Genomic DNA, 19,683 nt, shown 5'->3' on the forward strand with positions numbered 1-19,683 from the left:
AATGGAAATAACTAGAAGAGAGTTTTTCTTAAAATCTGCGAGAAGTGCAGGTTTATTAGCCCTTGGGGGTTTGGTTTGGAGTGCTTATGTTGATGAAGTAACAGCCTCTAAACTTATTTTACGGCCCCCAGGAGCTCTTAAAGAAAAAGATTTTCTAGCAGCATGTATCAAGTGTGGGCTTTGTGTTGAAGCCTGTCCTTACGATACTTTAATGTTAGCAAAACCAGGGGATAATAAACCCTTAGGAACACCTTTTTTTATACCAAGAGACATGCCTTGTTATATGTGTCCTGATATACCTTGTGTTCCTATTTGTCCAACCAATGCTTTAGATGAAAAACGTGTTAGTACTAATGGCATATTAGATATCAATACTGCTGATATGGGGCTTGCACTTATTGATGAGAGCGCATGTATTGCTTTTTGGGGAATACAATGCGATGCTTGTCACAGCGCTTGTCCACTTTTAAATGAAGCTATTACTTTAGAGTATCGAAAAAATGATAGAACAGGGAAACATGCTTTTATTGTTCCAATTGTACATGCCGATGTATGTACAGGTTGTGGTTTATGTGAAAGAGCATGTATCACACAAAAAGCTTCTATTTTTATTTTGCCACGTGACTTAGTTACAGGACGAGCTGGGGATCATTATATTAAGTCTTGGAGTAAAGAAGATGAAAGTCGTTTAAAAAATGCAAGAGAAATTAAAACAAAAACAAAAATAAGCAGCAGACCTGCAATAGATTCATTAAATGATATGAAAGGACTTTTAGATGATTAGAAAATACAGATATCTCATCTTAAGAAGATCGTTACAAGTATCATTAATGTTTTTATATTTTGCAGGAAATGCTTGGGGATTTACTTTTTTACAAGGTAATTTATCTTCCTCGTTGTTACTTGGATTTATTCCTTTAAGTGATCCTTATGCTGCTTTGCAAATGTTAGTTGCAGGGGCAGTTTTAAGCAGTGATTTATTAATAGGTGTTTTAATTATTACCCTTTTTTACATAAGCATAGGCGGACGTGCTTTTTGTTCTTGGGTATGCCCTATTAATATTATCTCTGATGCAAGTAATTATATAAGAAGAAAATTTGGTTTTAACAAAATCCAAAAAAAACAACCCGCAAGTAGAAATTTGCGTTATTTTGTTTTGTTTTTGAGTTTAATACTTTCGTATTTTTTAGGCCTTAGTGCTTTTGAATTTATTTCCCCTATTTCTATGGTTCATAGAGGTTTGGTTTTTGGCATGGGCTTTGGTTATGGAGCAATTGTTATTATTTTTTTATTCGATTTATTCGTTTTAAAAAATGGTTGGTGTGGGCATATTTGTCCTTTGGGTGCTTTTTACTCTATGGCAGCTAAATTTTCACTTATAAAAGTAGCTCATGATGCGCAAAAATGTACAGCATGTATGGAATGTAAAGATGTTTGTCCAGAATCGCAAGTGTTATTCATGATTAATAAAGAATCAATACCTGTATTAAGTGGAGAATGTACATCTTGTGCAAGATGTATAGAAGTATGCAATGACGATGCATTAAATTTTACAATTAGAAATTTTAAAGGAGAGAAAAATGAAACTTAGAAATATAATTTTAGGTCTTAGTGTTATAACGGCTGTTTTTATTACTGGATGTACGGATGCAAACAAAACCTATTCTACTGTTAAAGAAGAGTCTTTGGGTTTAAGAAAAACCAACCTTTATACAGAAGATACAACAACAGGTGATAAAACTATGTATGGTACAGGTGAACCTATGAGTGGCTATAAAATCAAAAGAGCCTACCAAGATGCACCACCAATGATTCCACATAGTACAGAAGGTTTAATGCCTATTACTATTGATAATAATTCATGTGTAGGATGTCATGATCCAGCAGTGGCTGAATCTATGGGGGCAACGCCTCTTCCTAAATCACATTTTATTAATTTTAGACCAGCTCATAGTTATTCGCTAAAAGAAGGTTTCAAAAAAACCATTGATGTGATGAAAAATGAAGTATCTATTCAAGAAATACCTACTTTATCAGGAGCAAGATTTTCGTGTACTCAATGTCATGCACCTCAAAGTACTGGAAAACTAGCAGTTGAAAATAATTTTAAAGCAAGTTTTTTAAGTAAAGATGGAGATAGTAAATCAAGATGGCATGAAGTATTAACAAAAGATTTAGATACATTAAAGAAAAACATAGATAGTTTAGAGAAATAATGAACAGAAGAGAGCTTTTTAGCTCTCTTGCTTTTAAAAAGCAAGAGAGTGTTATAAGACCCCCTTATTATAAAGATGATATTTTTTTGAATGAGTGTATAAGCTGTGAAGGTTTATGTAAGGATGTCTGTCCTACAAATATTATTTTCATTCAAAAGAATAAAACCCCAGCACTAAATTTTGAGCATGCTGGTTGTACTTACTGTGATGAATGTGCCATAGTTTGTCCCACACAAGCACTTTCTCTGGAGTTTAAACACACAATAAAAGCAAAAATTACTATTAATACAGAAAAATGTTTATCTTGGAATCGAACCATGTGTTTTTCTTGTAAAGATCCTTGTTTAGATACAGCCATAGATTTTCTGGCACTGTTTAAACCATCAATTAATGATAATTGTACTTCCTGTGGATACTGTATTAAAGCCTGCCCTACAGGTGCAATAGAAATAAGTACTTTAAATGAATAAGTTAAAAAAACTCTTTTTTATATTTTTATTCATCACAACATTAGAAGGCAAAGATATAGAAGCTAAGTATAGTTTTACACTTAGTTCTGGTGTTACAGATATGATAAGAGACAAAGAAAAATTATATATCTCTACTCTAGAAGGCACACTCTTTTCTTTTGATATGTATTCAAAAGAATTAAAAAACTTAGTAAAAATGCCCAAAACAAAAGACTTCTTAGACGAAAAAATGCCTTCAAAAATATACTCTGTAGATATTCTTAAAGATAAAATATTACTTTTAGCACAAGGTTTTAAAGGAGCAAGACAGCTTTTAATTTATGAAAATCAACAACTTAGAACGGTTCTCTCAGACCAAAAACATTTATTTATTTCTCAAGCAAAATTTATAAATAAAAATCTAATTATATTTGCAAGTCTTGCAAATGAGATTTATTTATACAATATTACGAGTAAAAAAACTCTTTATATCAAACAAATATCTGCTTCTAAGTTTTCGCATTTCGTATTAAATGAAAAAAAAGATGAGATAATTATTGCAGATGAAAGTGGAGATTTAAAAGTACATAACAGTTTTACTGGTTCTTTTATTAAAATCTATGAAAAACAAAACCTAGACAATGTTTTTCAAGTGGATATTAAAAATAATGTCATTTTAACAGCAGGTCAAGATCGCCGTGCAGTTGTTTATAATCAAGGAAAAACATTCTATAAAAAGGTAAACTTCTTAATATATGCATGTGCATTAAGTCCAAGTGGAAAGCTTGCGGCAATTGCCAATGATGAAGAAAACAATGTTTTGATTTTTGATACAAAAACAAAAAAAGAATTGTTTGAATTAAAAGGCAATAAAATGTTGTTAAACCATATATTGTTTATCAATGAAAAAGAACTTTTTATAAGTAATGATGGTAAAACCATCAATTATTATATCTTACCCTAAAGGAATAAAATGAATATCTCAAGCATAGTAGTAAAAACCCTAGTAAAGAATTTAGACGCAGTTGTAACAAGTTTAAAAAACTGTGAGGCCTGTGATTATCACATGCATGATGAAGAAGGTCGTATTATCATTACCATTGAAGGTGCAAATGTAGAAGAAGACTTAAAAAAACTACGAGTGGTTGAACAACTTCCTTTCGTAATAGCAGCAGAAATGCAAATGGCTTACAGTGAAGATGAACTGGATCAAAATATGGAAGTACTAAAAAACAGTGACGTTATTCCAAAAGGAATTAATGACAATGATATTAATCCTGAAGATATTTTATACAATGGTGATTTAAAGAAAAAAGATCTAGAAGCTTTTTCAAGACAATTAGATACAGCCCAAGTTCAAAAAGCATAAAGAAGAATCTCTCTTCTTTATTTTATATGCTCATCAATTAAATGCACAATATCAAAAACAAGTCTTGAAATAATTTTGGCTCCAATGGTTTTTTCATCAAAATGGGGATTAAACTCTGTTATATCTAGAAGTTTAATTCTATTTTTATATTTTTTGAAACAGTACTTTAAAACTTCATAAGTGATTTCTAAACTAATACCTCTTGAAGCAGGCGCTGATACTGCTTCTAGTATATAGGCTGAAAAAACATCTGTATCAATTGTAATATATATATTTTTTTGTTTTTGCAAAAAAACATCAATGTCTTTTTTAATTTGATCTAAATACAAAAGATTCATTTTTGTATCTTCTATAGAAACAACATTTAAATCTTTTGCTTTTTTATACAAAGCTTTTGTATTAGAAGCTTTTGATACTCCCAAACACATATACGAAAATTTTCTTTTATCTTTTTTACATAAAGCAGCTATTTGAGCAAAAGGTGTTCCTGAAGTAGCTTCTTTGTTCACTCGTAAATCAAAGTGCGCATCAAAATTAATGATGGCAATATCTTCTTTTAGATGTTTATGTAAAGCCAAAAAACTTCCATAAGCTGTTTCATGCCCTCCTCCTAAAACAAGAGGAAAGTGTTTGTTTTTTAATATTTTCTTCAAGGTTTTGGCATAAACCTTTTGAGATTTTTCTAAGTCTTCAGTGGCTACAACTTTTCCAGCATCATATAGAATCTTATTTTCTAAATGATAAGCAAAGTTTCCCATGGCTTTTTTCAAAGCATCCCCTGCTTTTGCAGCTCCAACTCTTCCTTTATTTCTTTTAACACCCTCATCGCAGTCAAAAGAAAAAAGACAAATACCTTTTTTTTTCGTAAAGGGCTCATTTATAAATTGTATTTTTTCATGCCAACGTTTTCCTAATTCTTTGTCTTCTACATCAACTCTTCCGCTCCATAAGTCTTTGTTTGCTTTTTTATACATTTACTTTTTCTCCTTGATACACACTAGAATGCAAAGCTGTTGGTCTAAAAGAACAAACTAAATCTCTAATATGATCAATATCCCAAATACAAAAATCAGCATCATACCCCAAAGCTAAGAGCCCTTTTGATTCTTGAAGCCCAAGAGCTTGAGATGCATGTTTTGTTACCGCTAAAAATGTCTCATTGACACTTAAAGAAAATATTACAGCGGACATATTCATCATTAATTGCATCGAACATAAAGCAGAGGTTCCTGGATTTAAATCACTAGCAATTGCTATTGGTACTTTATGTTTTCTAAAAAGATTAATTGCTGGCATTTTGCTTTCTCTTAAAAAATAATACGCACCTGGTAATAAAACAGCAACGGTATTACTTTCTTTCATTCTTTTAATATCTTCTTCTTGTGTAAATTCTAAATGATCTACACTTAATGCTTTGTATTCACATGCAAGTGTGCTTGCTCCCATTGATGAGAATTGTTCGGCATGAAGTTTTACTCTTAAATCTAAACTTTTAGCTTTTTCAAAAACTCTTTTGATTTGCTCTACTGAAAAAGCAAGATGTTCACAATACGCATCAACTGCATCTATTAGCCCTGTATTATGAACCTCATCTAACATTGTGTCGCAAATATAATCAATATAAGCATCTGCATTGTTTTTGTATTCCAAGGGAACAGCATGGGCACCTAAAAATGTTTTTTCTATATGTATTGGATAATTGTCTTCGAGTTTTTTCATTACTTCTAACATTTTGATTTCACTTTTTGTATCAAGCCCATAACCTGTTTTAATCTCAATACAGGTCACGCCTTCTTTAATTAAACAAATTAAGCGTTTTTCACTGCTTTCATAGATTTCATCAAAGCTACTTTCTCTTATGCCTTTAATAGAAGAAACAATACCTCCCCCTGCTTCTGCAATTTTGGCATAGGTTTCTCCATTTAGTCTTTTTTCAAACTCATTTGCTCTTGATTTTGCATACACTAAATGCGTATGACAATCAATTAAAGAAGTAGAAATCAGTCTGTTTTCAACATTAAAACTTTCTTTAGATGTAAATTTTGACAAATTTTCCATTTTATCTATTTTTACTATTTTTTTATTTTTTATTGCTAAAAAACTGTTTTCAAGCACCTCTATTTCATTATTCTTATTTAGAACAGTAATTCTTCCATGGGTCCAAACTTTATCAAAATCTTTCATTTTCAGCTCACTTCTAGGTATATATTATTTAATTGTATTGACAATAAGATTAATTGTGTATATAATTGTAACATAAAATATTGGAGGAGACAAATTTATGAAAAATACAGAAGAAAAAAACATTTTTGTTTTAGGAAACATTTTAAAGTTTTCTATATTAAGTATGCTTGGAATATTTATATTCTTTATTGCAATAGAGTTTAATGGGAAAACTACTATACCTTTAGATCATATGGTAGGTTTTTTCAAAACAAACTTGTCGAGTGTTTTACCTTATTATGCACTTATAGTCATTTTTTTAGGTGCCGTTTATCCTTTTTATAAAAAAGAATGGAATAAAGATACTGTTACAATTATTTTCTCAATTGCTAAAGTAATCGGTTTTTTTGTGGCTGTTATGGCAGTTACAAAAATAGGACCTGATTTTTTATTCCAAAGAGGAATGGTACCTTTTTTGTATGACAAACTTGTAATATCTGTAGGCCTAATTGTTCCAATAGGCGCAATATTCTTGGCTTTTCTAATTAATTATGGACTCTTAGAATTTATTGGTGTGCTCTTACAGCCTGTAATGAAACCCATTTGGAAAACACCAGGCAGATCAGCAATTGATGCTGTTGCTTCTTTTGTTGGTTCTTATTCTATTGGTTTGTTAATTACAAACAGAGTATATATGGAAGGGAAGTATTCAGCTAAAGAAGCAGCTATTATTGCTACTGGGTTTTCAACAGTCAGTGCTACTTTTATGATAATAGTTGCAAAAACATTGGGATTAATGGAGATGTGGAATTTCTATTTTTTCTCAACGCTAGTAATTACTTTTATGGTAACTGCAATTACAGTAAGATTGTATCCCTTATCTAAAAAATCCGATTTAAATTATAATAATGAAAAAATAATAGAAATAAAACAAGAAGGAAATATCTTTAAAAATGCTCTAAAAGAAGGTTTAAGTGGAGCAGCTAAAGCAGAACCCGTACTTAAAAACATAGGAACAAATTTTGTAGATGGTTTTAAAATGACTATGGCTATTTTACCTTCTATTTTATCTATTGGACTATTGGGATTATTACTTGCTAAATATACGCCCTTATTTGATATAGCAGCTTATATATTTTATCCTTTTACGTATATACTTCAATTACCAGATCCTCTAGTTACTGCTAAAGCCATTACCTTAGGAATTGCAGAAATGTTTTTACCAGCTCTTGCTTCAAAAGAAGCAGTTGAGATTGTACGTTATGTTGTAGGTGTTGTTTCTATTTCATCTATTTTGTTTTTCTCAGCATCGATTCCTTGTATTATGTCTACTTCTATTCCTTTAAGTATGAAAGAGATAATTATTGTTTGGTTTCAAAGAACGGTATTATCTTTAATAATAGCATCTGGAGTTGCTCATATATTTTTATAAAATCCGTAAAATTTTATATAAAAGGTTAATTGTATTGACAATTAACCTTTTTGTATGTATAATAAAGAATCAGAATGAAAAGAAGGAAATATTATGGAAAATAAAAGAGTAATAAGAGCAAATACAGGAACTACACTTGAAACCAAGTCTTGGCAAACCGAAGCAGTATTAAGAATGTTAAAAAACAACTTAGATCCTGAAGTAGCTGAAAGACCTGAAGATTTAGTAGTTTATGGGGGCATTGGAAAAGCTGCTAGAAACTGGGAATGTTTTGATAAAATTGTAGAAGTATTAAAACGACTTGAAGATGATGAAACGCTTCTTGTTCAATCTGGAAAACCAGTAGGTGTTTTTACTACTCATAGCAATGCACCCAGAGTTTTAATTGCAAACTCTAATATTGTTCCATATAAAGCGACCTGGGAAACCTTTAATGAATTAGATAAAAAAGGTCTAATGATGTATGGACAAATGACAGCAGGATCTTGGATTTATATAGGCTCTCAAGGAATAATTCAAGGTACTTATGAAACATTTTTGTCCATGGCTAAAAAACATTTTAATGGAAGTTTAGAATCTAGATGGATTTTAACAGGTGGACTTGGTGGAATGGGTGGTGCGCAACCATTAGCATCTACTATGGCTGGTGCTTGTATGTTAGCTATTGAATGTGACGAAACTAGAATTGATAAAAGACTTGAAACTGGATATTGTGATTATAAAGCAACAAGTTTAGATGAAGCATTAAAATTAATTAAAGACGCAACTGATAAAAAAGAAGTTATTTCTGTTGGTTTATTAGGAAATGCGGCTGAAATTTTTCCAGAAATTTTAAAAGGTGATTTTTTACCAGATGCAGTAACAGATCAAACTTCTGCGCATGATCCATTAAATGGTTATTTACCTATTGGTTGGTCTATGGAAAAAGCAAAAGAATTAAGAATTTCTAATCCTGATTTAGTTGTAGCAGAAGCTAAAAAATCTATGGGTGTTCAAGTTGAGGCTATGTTAGGTTTCCAAGCAAAAGGAATAGCTACTTTTGATTATGGTAATAATATTAGACAAATGGCTTTAGAAGTTGGAGTTAAAAATGCTTTTGATTTTAAAGGTTTTGTGCCTTTATATATTAGAGATTTATTTTGTGAAGGAATAGGACCTTTTAGATGGGTAGCACTTTCTGGTGATCCTACTGATATTTACAAAACAGATGCAAAAATGAAAGAATTATTCCCTGATAATGTTGGTTTACATACATGGTTAGATGGAGCAAGAGAAAAGATTCAATTTCAAGGACTTCCTGCAAGAATTTGTTGGATTGGAGCAGGAGATAGAGCAAAAGCAGGACTTGCTTTTAATGAAATGGTTAAAAGTGGAGAGTTAAAAGCTCCTATTGTAATAGGACGTGATCATTTAGATGCAGGTTCTGTAACAAGTCCTAATAGAGAAACGGAAGGCATGAAAGATGGTTCTGATGTAGTTTCAGATTGGCCTTTATTAAATGCTCTTTTAAGTACAGCAGGAGGAGCAACGTGGGTGTCTTTACATCATGGTGGTGGTGTAGGAATGGGATTTTCTCAACATGCAGGTCTTGTAATTGTTGCTGATGGAACAGAAGATGCGGCAAAAAGATTAAAAAATGTTTTAACCAATGATCCAGCGACAGGTGTTATGAGACATGTAGATGCAGGATATGATTTAGCCATTAAAAAAGCAAAAGAACAAAATTTAGATTTACCAATGATGAAAGAATAGGAGAAAGAATGTTTACATTAAATTTAGTACCAGGAAAGTTAACGCTTCAAGACTTAAGAAGAGTAAAAAATGAGCAAACTTTTGTTACTTTAGACAAAAGTGCGCAAGCGAAAATAAAAGCAGCCAATCAAACTATTTTAGACATAGTAGAAAAAGACCAAACTGTTTATGGTGTAAATACGGGATTTGGTCTGCTTGCAAATACAAAAATTGCTAAAGAAGATTTAGAAGATTTGCAAGAAAGAATTGTATTATCACACAGTGCAGGAATTGGTGAATATATTTCAAATGCATCTGTACGTTTAATGATTTTATTAAAAATAAATTCTTTATCATTAGGCTTTTCAGGAATTAGATTAAAAGTGATTCAAGCGTTGATTGATTTAATTAATAAAGAGGTTTATCCTTGTGTTCCTAAAAAAGGTTCTGTAGGAGCTAGTGGCGATTTAGCACCCTTAGCACATATGGCGGCTATTTTATTAGGATATGGTTATGTTAGATATAAGAATGAAATACTTCCAGCAAAAGAAGGTTTAGAAAAAGCAGGCATGACTACAATTGTATTGGGAGCAAAAGAAGGTTTGGCTTTATTAAATGGGACACAACTCTCCACTGCTTTTGCCCTTGAAGGTTTATTTTATGCAGAAGATTTATTTGCAGCTGCAGTTGTTGCAGGCGCTATGACTACTGAAGCAGTATTAGGAAGTCGTTCTCCTTTTGATAAACGAGTGCATGAAATAAGAGGACATCAAACGCAAATTGATGCAGCTTCTATGTATGTGGATTTATTAGAAAAAGAAAGTGAGATTTCTTTAACACATGTAAATTGTGACCGTGTACAAGACCCCTATTCTATTAGATGTCAACCACAAGTAATGGGCGCTTGTTTATCTCAAATCAGAAACACAGCCCACACTTTATTAGTTGAGTCTAATGGGGTAACGGATAATCCTTTAATTTTTGTAGATGAAGGAGATGTAATTTCAGGTGGAAACTTTCATGCTGAACCTATTGCTTTTGCTAGTGATAATTTAGCTTTAGCTATTGCAGAAATTGGAGCCTTAAGTGAAAGAAGAATGGCTTTATTAGTGGATAAACACTTAAGTCAATTACCTGCATTTTTAGTAAATAATGGAGGTATCAACTCTGGTTTTATGATAGCCCAAGTTACTTGTGCCGCACTTGCTAGTGAAAATAAGTGTTTGGCTCATCCTTCAAGTGTGGATTCACTTCCAACATCTGCAAATCAAGAAGATCATGTTTCTATGGCTACATATGCAGGAAGAAGATTAGCAGATATGGCTGAGAATACAGCTGGTATTGTAGGAATTGAATTATTAGCAGCAGCTCAAGGTATGGATTTTAGAGCTCCTCATAAATCAACGAATAAAATAGAAGCTGCTAAAAAAATCATTAGAGAAGAAGTAAGTTTTTATGAGCAAGACAGATACTTTACCGATGATATAGAAAAAGCTATGGCCGTGGTTCGATCAGGAAAATACAATAATTTTATCAAAAGTGACTTAATGCCAAGTTTTTAAGTTTATGCATCTACAAAGATGGTTTTTTACCATCTTTGTGATAAAATAAATAAAAAATCTGTCAAGGCCCACATGAAACAACCTCTGTTTAAAATCATAAAAGAACATATTATAAAACAAATTCTAAACCATGAATACAAAGAGGGAGAAAAAATACCCACTGAAATGCAACTGCTTCAAGAATTTAAAACAAGTAGGCCTACAGTTAATAAAGCTATTTCAGAATTAGTAATAGAAGGATATGTTGAACGTTTTGCTAGACTTGGAACGTTTGTAAAAAAACAAATATCACAAAGTTCTATTTTGGATTTAAAAAACATCGCAGATGAAATCAAAGACAGAGGGAATAACTACTCAAATGTTTTACTTTGTTTAGAAGAAATTAAAGCAAATGAAGAGATATCAAAAATTTTACATGTTGTAAAAGATCAGAAAATATTTATTTCTAAAATAATTCATAAAGAAAATGATGTTCCCGTGCGTTTTGATATTCGTTATATTAAACCTTCTTGCGTACCACATTATATAGAACAAGATTTTACGAATACTACTCCTACTCAGTACTTACAAAAAGTATGTCCTATTGATAAAGTAGAAAATACCATTGAAGCCAAATTAGTAAATAAAACGATTCAAGAATATTTAGATATAAGTGAGTTTGAACCTTGTTTATTAATATCAAGAACGGTTACTTCAAATAACGAAATTGCCTCTTATTCAAAACTGTATTACCCAAGTTCACGTTATAAATTAAACTCATCCTGGGAAAATGCAAAACATACTTTTTTATAAAAGTCCCATTTTTCTAAGGTTTTTTATTGTTATCATTTAAAAGTGTTTTTAATTTTTTAGAAATAAAATATAAAAATATTACAGATACTAAAATCATCGCATCAAATTGAATATTGTTATAATCTTCATGTAAATACGATGATACCATACTTCCAAGTAAAAAAATAACGATAAAAATAACGATATTTTTAATCATTAAGTTCTTTCATACAGAATTGGCAAATACCTTTTATGATGACATTTTCAATTTTATATCCAGGTAAAGAGATATTGGATTTTTCACTTAAACATTCAATTTTAGAACAAGTTGAACAAACAAAATGAGAATGGGCATTTTTTTTAATTTCAAAATATCTTTTTTTATCATTGCTTTCAAAAGAATTAACAATGTTTTCTTCTTCAAATTTTGAAATATTTCTATAAAATGTGGCTTTGTCCATTAATAAGTTTTCTTTGATATCTTCATAAGACAGTGGTTTGGTGCTTTTTGCAAATATTTCTAGAATTGCGACTCTTGCAGAGGTTAACTTTATATTTGTATTTAATACTAGTGCTTCAATATTTTTCATAAAGAATTATATCATAAATAACACTTGCAACTAAGTTGCATCAAAGCTAAGTTTTTATATTATTCACTTAACAATGCATCTTAGTTGCAAAAAAGGAAAAAAGTGAAAATATTTTTAATTTCAATATTTTTAATCATTCAAAGTTATGCTTATGAAGTAACAGTAAGTATCTTACCTCAAAAATATTTTGTAGAAAAAATAGCAAAAAATAAAGTAAATATCAATGTTATGGTCAAACCCGGTTTCTCCCCAGCAACCTATGCACCAAGAACATCACAAATGAGAAAATTAAGTAAGTCCTCAATATATTTTTACATAGGCGTTCCTTTTGAAAATGCATGGTTAGATAAGTTTGCTTATTCAAATAAAAAAATGCTTATGATCGACTCTTCCAAAAACATTAAAAAATTAGAAATGCTTGCACATGAGCATCATGAAGAAGAACATGAAGAAAACCACGAAGAAGAAAATCATCATGAAGATGATGAAGAACACACGGGACTTGACCCTCATACATGGACAGACCCTTCTTTAGTAAAAATTCATGCAAAAAATATCTTAGAAGCATTGATTAAAGTAGATGAAAAAAACACTTCCTTTTATACAAAAAATTACAATTCTTTTATAGAAGAATTATCCTTACTTGATAATAAAATAAAAGATATTTTAAAAGATAAAAAAGAGAGTGCTTTTATGGTTTTTCATCCTTCATGGAGTTATTTTGCACGAGCCTATCATTTAGAGCAAATTGCAGTTGAGAAAGAAGGAAAAGAACCCAAAGTTAAAGAAATTATTGCTTTAGTAAAAGAAGCAAAAGAACATAAAATAAAAACACTTTTCGTAAGCCCTCAGTTCTCACAAAATGCAGCAAGAAAGATTGCAAAAGCAATTAATGGAACAGTACTTAGTGTAGATTCCCTAGCCTATAAATGGGATGAAAACTTACTAAATATCGCTAAAACCATCAAAAATCAATAAAAATGAAAAAAGTAATATTTCTCTTACTTTTTTTACAAGCTTTTCTTTTATCTTGTGAGATTTGTGTTTTATCTACCCCTAAAACATCCGTTTTAGTAAACGTAGTCTCTAGTAAAACACATATACAAAAGATTGACTTTATCTGGATTGTATCAAAAGAATTCACCTCTAGTTTAAATCAAATTTATGATCAAAATACCAATAAAATATTGGATGAAAATGAGATAGAGAATATCTATAATGCTTTTATTTCTTATGTTAGACCTAAAGATTATTTAACAAAAATTTTTTATTATGAAAATAAAGAAACAAAAGTACTTGAAAAAAACATCATCTTAGCCGATGATGTTTATATAAAGAATGAGCGTTTACACTTAAGTTATAGTATAGAACTAAAAAAAGAGATTAAAAATAATTATAAATTGGATATCGAAGTTTTTGATGAAAATCAATATTTTGACTTAAAAATAAGCAAAGAATATTCAAGTTTCAAACAAGTTAGTACAGAAAAAGAAAGTGATTTAAGTGGCATTCTTTTTACAATTTCTACAAGAAATACAATCAAACCCCAAGTAGAAAATGAAGAAATAAAAATCACAGTAAATAAAGAAGAGAAAAAAGAACGTTCTTATCTGCAAAACTATTCTTTAAAAATCAAAAAATATTTACAAGATATAAAAGAAGGAAAAGACAATCTTGCTCTCGTATTTTTACTCTTTGTTTCTTTTATTTATGGAATAATTCATGCCATTGGTCCAGGGCATGGAAAATCTTTAGCTTTTTCATATTTTTTAATTAATAAAACTTCTGTATCAAAAGCGTTTGCGATATCTCTAGCTACTGCTTTCATTCATATTTTAGGAGCTTTTATTTTAGTATTGATTTCTGTTTTTATTTTAGATTCTTTTTTAAATTCGTTTGTAAATGACTCAATTTATATGCTTACTAAAATCTCAGCAGTTTTAATTATTTTACTGGCTTTTTTTATACTTTATAATAAAATATACAAAAAATCTTGTTTTTGCAGGTCTTGTCAAACTCCCAAAAAAGAGAATAATCTTATACAGGCAAATGATTTTAATAAAATGTCATGGTCAAATGTAAAAATAGATAAACAACAAAAAAGCAAAACAAATAAACAAGAGCTATATTTTGTATTAACAGCGGGATTAATACCCTGCCCAGGAACTGTTATTTTATTTATTTATGCTTTTGTATTAAAAACTTATTTTGCTGTAATCTTAGCTAGTATTTTCATTTCTTTAGGAATGGGATTGGTTATTTTTGCCTCAGCTTTTATGGGCTTGGGATTCAAACAATTATCACATAATTCTCACAAAATATCCTCTGTTTTAGAGTATGTAGCAATTCTAGTAATGTTAATACTTGGAATAGTATTATACTTCTCATTTTAATGTAAGTTTGTTTTGTAAGTAGTTAAATCTACTTACAAAACTATTTAAAAATTTTTGTATATATTTTTTCAACAATAATTTGTACAAACATACATAAAGATGAGATTAAGATGATAGAAGGACCTGAACTTAAATCATAACTATAGGATACAAACAGACCTAATATTGTGAAAACAGAAGAAAAAGAAGCAGAATAAATCATCATTTCTAATAAAGAATTAGCAAATCTTGATGCTATATAAGTAGGAATACTTAAGAGTGCAATCACCAATATAAGTCCAACTATTTTAATAGCAATAACTATACTAATCGAAGCCATTAAAAGTATTATTGTATAAAATACTCTTGTTCTTATTCCTCTTAACTTTGCATATGTTGTATCATATGAGACAGCCAGAATATCTCTGTAAAAACAACTCAAAATAATTAGTATTACAAAAAGTATGCTTGACATAAAAATAATATCATCAGAACTAACGGCTAAAATAGACCCAAATAAATACGAAATCAAATCCGCATGATAACCAGGCGTAATATCAACTAATAAAATACCAAAAGACATTCCAAGAGCCCAAGTAAGACCAATAACGCTATCAAGTTTTTCTCTATTTTTATAAGTTAACATTGCAATAAACAAAGTAACTACAATTGAAAATAAAGACGTAGTTAATAACATAGGAAGTGAAAAATAAATAGATAATCCAATTCCACCATAAGCACTATGTGCAATTCCTCCTGATAAAAATACCATTCTATTAACAACTATTAAGGAACCAATTATCCCAGAAATTATACTTATAATAAATCCTGAAATAAGCGCATTTTGAATAAAAGTATATTCCAGAGCTTCTAACATTTACATCTTCCTAACATTTGTAATAATTCAATTTCACAGGTATTTGAATTAAGATTGACAAACTCGTCTTTCATTTTACCAAGGTCGTGAAAAGTGAGTTCTTTATTAATATAAACAGCTTTATTTGCATATTTTAAAACCAAAGCTAAATCATGGGAGATTACAATTATTGTGATTGTTTCATTTAATTTTTTTAGTATTTTATAGATTTGTTCACAGGCTAAAATATCTAAACTTGATGTTGGTTCATCTAATAAAATAATTTTAGCATTTCCAAATAAAGCCCGTGCAATAAGAACTTTTTGTTTCTGTCCACCTGAAAGTTCTCCCATCTTTTTATTACAATAGTCTTGCATATTAACTTTTTTCAAAGCATTCAAAGCTTCTGTTTTTTCCTCTTTAGAATAAAAAAAGAATCTTTTTTTCATAGAATTTTGAGCCATCATAACAACTTCTAGTACCTTTATTGGAAAATGAGTATTTACATTGGTATTTTGGGGAACATAAGCTATATTTTGTGTTTCTTTAAAAAGCTCCTTATTAAAAATATGGATAGAACCACCTTGAAGTTTTTCAATACCCAAAATTAATTTAATCAAAGTACTTTTCCCTCCACCATTGGGGCCTAAAATTGTTAAAAAGTCTTTTTCTTTAACCTCAAGATTTATATTTTTTAATACGAAATCTTGATCGTATTTAAAATATAAATCTTTAATATTTATTGCATTATTTATAGTCTGCAATTGCTTTTGCCATATTAATTAGGTTTTCACTCCAGTTAGAAGCTAAAGGCGTTTCTTTTATAACTTGAATATTTAATTGATCTGCTATAGTTTTCGCACTTTTATCTGAAAATTCTTTTTGAGCAAAAATTGCATTTACATTTAGCTTTCTGGCTTCATCAATAATTCTTTTTAAGGTTTTTGGTTTTGGTTCTTTTCCTTCAATTTCAATAACAAATTGTTTTAATGAATAGTCTTTTGCAAAATATCCCCATGATGGATGAAAAACCATAAAGTTAGATGCTAATGGCAAGTCAAGGAAGATTTCTCTAATTTTATTATCAGTATATGAAATTTCATTTAAGAACTTAACATAATTCTTTTTGTAATATTCTTTATTTGTTGAATCCATTTTCACTAAAGCATTATAAATATTTTTTGCGATTAGTTTTACTCTAGAGGGACTGGTCCATATATGAGGGTCTTTATTTCCAGCATGATTATGCGCATCATGAGTAGCTGATTCAGGTTCTTGATGTATTGCTTCAATATCTGCGTTTTTATTATTTTTAAAAAAATGCGCATTATTTTCAAATTCACTAGGAAGATGTTGAGTAAATATTACATAATTTCCTTCTTTTTTAATCTCAATATTTATTTTTGTGATATCTTTATTTTGATTAAATTCAATATCATATAAAGTGTTTATTTTATTTAATACCGTTAAATCATGTTTTACAAGTGCTTTTTCATTAGAGAATATTTTATTGGCTTTTTTTTCTAATTTTTCAATTCCTTTTTCACTCTTATCATCTGTTCTTAAAATTAGCATTTTCACTTTATCATCTGCATATTTTGAATCAATTTTTGCAAAACTCCATGTATATGTAGATTTTTTAAGATTAAATAAACCCGCCCATTCATAAGAATTTTCTTCTTCATGCAGAGCATGTTCATTATGATGTTCGTTGTGTTTTGGCATTTGTATATAAGAAATCCCTTTAGTTATATCAATAACATTCATTTTTTTGTTTAGTTCAATAAACTTAGGTAACCATACATTTTCAAATTCAATTCCGATTGGAAAATAAATATCTGCTTTTGAAACTTTAATCATTTGAGAAGGTTTTGGTTCATAGGTATGAGGATCAAAACCTGGTTTTACCATTGAAGTTACATTCACTTTATTTCCTCCAATTTTTTCAACAAATGTTTTTTGAGGCAAAATACTCACAACTACGTTTGTTTTAGCGTATGCAAACGTTGAGATTAACAATACTACTGTAATTATATTTTTCATAAAATTCCTTTTCTTTTTTTTGCAACTTAGTCGCATATTTGGAAGAATAGCTACTTTTTTCTTTAATGCAACTTAGTCGCAAAAATATTCTGTTTTAATTTATTTTTCAGCAATAATGTTTTATCATTACATATGCAACTAAGTTGCAAATAAATATTAGAAGCATAAATATGGAAATCAAACAATCAGAAATAGCCAAACTACCCACTAAGTTTGGAGACTTTTTAATAAAAGCATATAATTATAATAATCAAGAACATTTTGTATTAATGAGCAAAGATTACAGTAAAAAGGAAAACATCAATGTAAGAATACACAGCGAATGTTTAACTGGAGATATTTTTTCTTCCCTTAAATGTGATTGCCAAAATCAATTAAACCAAGCCATAGAGTTTATTTCAAAAGAAAGTGGAATAATAATCTATCATAGACAAGAAGGAAGAAATATTGGTTTAGTAAATAAAATAAACGCTTATGCACTTCAAGATAAAGGACGCAATACAATTGAAGCAAATTTGGAACTTGGATTTAAAGAAGATGAAAGAGATTATTTTATTATTGGGTATATTTTTGAAGATTTAGACATAAAAAATATAAATTTGATTACCAATAATCCAAAAAAGATTTCTTATGTGGAATCCTTAGGAATTAATATAAATAAGATTCTTCCTTCGATTACAAAAATAAATCAATACAACAAAGAATACTTAAATACGAAAAAAGAACATTTTGGACATTTTTTGTAAAATAAGGAAAGAACCCTTATTTTACATATATTTTTTTAATACTTCTGGAATAGAAATACTTCCATCCTCATTCTGATAGTTTTCCATAATAGCAACAAGCGTTCGTCCTACTGCTAAAGAAGAACCATTTAAGGTATGAGTTAATACATTCTTCTTTCCATCTTTATATCTGATTTTTGCACGTCTGCTTTGGAACTCTTTAGTATTTGAAATAGAAGATATTTCTCTGTATTTATTTTGACCTGGTAACCATACTTCTAAATCTATTGTTGTAGCAGCTGAAAAACCTAAATCTCCTGTACACAACTGTACTTTTTGATGAGAAAGACCTAAAGAAGTTAATAAATCACTGGCACAAGCAACCATGTTTTCAAAAACTTCAGCACTTTGAGAAGGCGTTGTAATTGCAACCATTTCAACTTTATCAAATTGATGTTGTCGGATTAATCCTCTGGTATCTCTTCCAGCACTTCCTGCTTCTTTTCTAAAACAAGGAGTATAAGATGTTAATAACATTGGTAATTCTTGCTCTTCTAAAATTTCGTCATTATAAAGATTGGTTAAAACAACCTCAGCTGTTGGAATTAAATATAAATCTTCACCCTCAATTTTAAATAAATCATCTTCAAATTTTGGTAATTGTCCTGTACCTTGAAGTGCATTAGAATTTGCCATAAAAGGAACGTACCATTCTTCAAAACCTCTTTTTGAATTAAAATCAAGCATATAATTAATTAAAGCTCTCTCCATTTTAGCAGCCTGCCCACGCATAGCTACGAATCTTGTTTTAGCCAATTTAACACCACGTACAAAATCTAAGGTTCCATCTTGTTCACCTAAATCCCAGTGTTCTTTTGGTTCAAAAGAAAATGATGGTTTTTCACCAATAGTTTCTAAAACTACATTATCATCTTCACTTTCACCATTTGGAACACAATCATCTGGCATATTAGGAATAGCTAAAGCAATTGAGATTAATTCTTCTTCTAATACTCTAACTTCATCTTCAAGAGCTTGTTTCGAGCTTTTACAAGTAGCAATTTCTGCTTGTAAAGGAGCTATATCTAAACCCTCTTTTTTATATCGTCCAAACTCGCGTGAAAGTTGGTTTTGTTTTGCTGTTATTTCTTCCATGCTCATTCGCTTAGCTTTTGCATCTTGAGTCAGTGCTTTTAAATTATCTAAAGTAGCAGCATCTACTCCTTTTCTAATAAGGGCTGCTGATACTGTATCAAAATCTTTTTGTAATAATTTTATATCAATCATAGCTATACTTTCTGTTAATTTTTTGAGATTATATCTAAGATATCCTAGAAAATAGATTTGTAATACTATAAGCAACTTGGCTATAATAAATGCTATTCATACTTAAACTACTAGGA

General features: G+C 29.8%; 21 protein-coding genes. 13 read left to right on the plus strand and 8 right to left on the minus strand.

All coding sequences use genetic code 11. The features are described 5' to 3' along the window. The first annotated feature begins 1 nt into the window (after window position 1). The 6 genes from napG to HRT41_05440 are packed head-to-tail and all read left to right on the plus strand — an operon-like array spanning window position 2 to window position 4,035. The gene (gene napG / locus HRT41_05415) at window positions 2-784 is read left to right on the plus strand and encodes a ferredoxin-type protein NapG (protein NQY23448.1); all 783 of its coding nucleotides are present in this window, start codon (window positions 2-4) and stop codon (window positions 782-784) included. Then, the gene (napH, locus tag HRT41_05420; GenBank protein ID NQY23449.1) at window positions 777-1,592 is read left to right on the plus strand and encodes a quinol dehydrogenase ferredoxin subunit NapH; all 816 of its coding nucleotides are present in this window, start codon (window positions 777-779) and stop codon (window positions 1,590-1,592) included. Before napG ends, napH begins: the two co-directional genes overlap by 8 nt. Continuing rightward, window positions 1,582-2,217: a nitrate reductase cytochrome c-type subunit gene (locus tag HRT41_05425; protein NQY23450.1), complete on the plus strand. Its 636-nt coding sequence runs from the start codon at window positions 1,582-1,584 to the stop codon at window positions 2,215-2,217. Before napH ends, HRT41_05425 begins: the two co-directional genes overlap by 11 nt. Then, window positions 2,217-2,687 carry a 4Fe-4S dicluster domain-containing protein gene (locus tag HRT41_05430; GenBank protein ID NQY23451.1) on the plus strand — a complete coding sequence of 157 codons (471 nt, stop codon included), beginning with the start codon at window positions 2,217-2,219 and terminating at the stop codon, window positions 2,685-2,687. The genes HRT41_05425 and HRT41_05430 overlap by 1 nt, the downstream gene beginning before the upstream one ends. Next, window positions 2,680-3,630 carry a WD40 repeat domain-containing protein gene (locus tag HRT41_05435; GenBank protein ID NQY23452.1) on the plus strand — a complete coding sequence of 317 codons (951 nt, stop codon included), beginning with the start codon at window positions 2,680-2,682 and terminating at the stop codon, window positions 3,628-3,630. Before HRT41_05430 ends, HRT41_05435 begins: the two co-directional genes overlap by 8 nt. 9 nt (window positions 3,631-3,639) lie before the next feature. Beyond that, complete coding sequence (locus HRT41_05440; protein NQY23453.1) at window positions 3,640-4,035, plus strand: chaperone NapD; 396 nt, start codon at window positions 3,640-3,642, stop codon at window positions 4,033-4,035. A 17-nt stretch (window positions 4,036-4,052) separates the two neighbouring features. Here the strand turns inward: HRT41_05440 and hutG are convergent, their stop codons facing one another. Continuing rightward, the gene (hutG, locus tag HRT41_05445; GenBank protein NQY23454.1) at window positions 4,053-5,009 is read right to left on the minus strand and encodes a formimidoylglutamase; all 957 of its coding nucleotides are present in this window, start codon (window positions 5,007-5,009) and stop codon (window positions 4,053-4,055) included. Then, window positions 5,002-6,219: an imidazolonepropionase gene (locus HRT41_05450; protein NQY23455.1), complete on the minus strand. Its 1,218-nt coding sequence runs from the start codon at window positions 6,217-6,219 to the stop codon at window positions 5,002-5,004. The genes hutG and HRT41_05450 overlap by 8 nt, the downstream gene beginning before the upstream one ends. 97 nt (window positions 6,220-6,316) lie before the next feature. Between HRT41_05450 and HRT41_05455 the strand changes: the two genes are divergently transcribed. From HRT41_05455 to HRT41_05470, 4 genes are all read left to right on the plus strand, one after another. After that, window positions 6,317-7,630 (plus strand): YjiH family protein, encoded by a 1,314-nt coding sequence (locus HRT41_05455; protein NQY23456.1) that lies wholly within the window; start codon window positions 6,317-6,319, stop codon window positions 7,628-7,630. Window positions 7,631-7,723: 93 nt separating this feature from the next. Further along, window positions 7,724-9,382, plus strand: coding sequence for a urocanate hydratase (gene hutU / locus HRT41_05460; protein ID NQY23457.1), 1,659 nt, complete (start codon window positions 7,724-7,726; stop codon window positions 9,380-9,382). 8 nt (window positions 9,383-9,390) lie between these two features. After that, window positions 9,391-10,923, plus strand: coding sequence for a histidine ammonia-lyase (hutH, locus tag HRT41_05465; protein ID NQY23458.1), 1,533 nt, complete (start codon window positions 9,391-9,393; stop codon window positions 10,921-10,923). A gap of 72 nt (window positions 10,924-10,995) precedes the next feature. Further along, window positions 10,996-11,715 (plus strand): UTRA domain-containing protein, encoded by a 720-nt coding sequence (locus HRT41_05470; protein NQY23459.1) that lies wholly within the window; start codon window positions 10,996-10,998, stop codon window positions 11,713-11,715. Window positions 11,716-11,728: 13 nt separating this feature from the next. Here HRT41_05470 and HRT41_05475 read toward each other — a convergent pair whose 3' ends face one another. Together HRT41_05475 and HRT41_05480 are read right to left on the minus strand one after the other, a co-directional pair. Then, window positions 11,729-11,911, minus strand: a complete 183-nt coding sequence (locus HRT41_05475; protein NQY23460.1) for a hypothetical protein — start codon at window positions 11,909-11,911, stop codon at window positions 11,729-11,731. Then, on the minus strand, window positions 11,904-12,284 hold the full coding sequence (locus tag HRT41_05480) for a transcriptional repressor (protein NQY23461.1): 381 nt from the start codon (window positions 12,282-12,284) through the stop codon (window positions 11,904-11,906). The genes HRT41_05475 and HRT41_05480 overlap by 8 nt, the downstream gene beginning before the upstream one ends. Before the next feature lie 102 nt (window positions 12,285-12,386). Here HRT41_05480 and HRT41_05485 point away from each other — a divergent pair, with 102 nt between their 5' ends. Beyond that, window positions 12,387-13,262 carry a zinc ABC transporter substrate-binding protein gene (locus tag HRT41_05485; protein ID NQY23462.1) on the plus strand — a complete coding sequence of 292 codons (876 nt, stop codon included), beginning with the start codon at window positions 12,387-12,389 and terminating at the stop codon, window positions 13,260-13,262. Between the two features lie 2 nt (window positions 13,263-13,264). Further along, window positions 13,265-14,677: a DUF1007 family protein gene (locus HRT41_05490; protein NQY23463.1), complete on the plus strand. Its 1,413-nt coding sequence runs from the start codon at window positions 13,265-13,267 to the stop codon at window positions 14,675-14,677. Between the two features lie 40 nt (window positions 14,678-14,717). On the opposite strand, the gene HRT41_05495 is transcribed toward HRT41_05490, so the two are convergent. From HRT41_05495 to HRT41_05505, 3 genes are read right to left on the minus strand one after another with little or no spacing between them, the layout of a single operon-like run. Then, complete coding sequence (locus HRT41_05495; GenBank protein ID NQY23464.1) at window positions 14,718-15,533, minus strand: metal ABC transporter permease; 816 nt, start codon at window positions 15,531-15,533, stop codon at window positions 14,718-14,720. Next, entirely contained in the window at window positions 15,527-16,255 is a 729-nt protein-coding gene (locus HRT41_05500; GenBank protein NQY23465.1) for an ABC transporter ATP-binding protein, read from the minus strand. Before HRT41_05500 ends, HRT41_05495 begins: the two co-directional genes overlap by 7 nt. 4 nt (window positions 16,256-16,259) lie before the next feature. Beyond that, window positions 16,260-17,555 (minus strand): zinc ABC transporter substrate-binding protein, encoded by a 1,296-nt coding sequence (locus HRT41_05505; protein ID NQY23466.1) that lies wholly within the window; start codon window positions 17,553-17,555, stop codon window positions 16,260-16,262. A gap of 170 nt (window positions 17,556-17,725) precedes the next feature. Here HRT41_05505 and ribA point away from each other — a divergent pair, with 170 nt between their 5' ends. Continuing rightward, window positions 17,726-18,301: a GTP cyclohydrolase II gene (gene ribA, locus HRT41_05510; protein NQY23467.1), complete on the plus strand. Its 576-nt coding sequence runs from the start codon at window positions 17,726-17,728 to the stop codon at window positions 18,299-18,301. Between the two features lie 21 nt (window positions 18,302-18,322). Here the strand turns inward: ribA and serS are convergent, their stop codons facing one another. After that, the gene (serS, locus tag HRT41_05515) at window positions 18,323-19,567 is read right to left on the minus strand and encodes a serine--tRNA ligase (GenBank protein NQY23468.1); all 1,245 of its coding nucleotides are present in this window, start codon (window positions 19,565-19,567) and stop codon (window positions 18,323-18,325) included. Window positions 19,568-19,683 lie beyond the last annotated feature (116 nt).

The sequence above is a fragment of the Campylobacteraceae bacterium genome, assembly GCA_013215945.1.
In the GTDB taxonomy this organism is placed as follows: Bacteria; Campylobacterota; Campylobacteria; order Campylobacterales; family Arcobacteraceae; genus NORP36.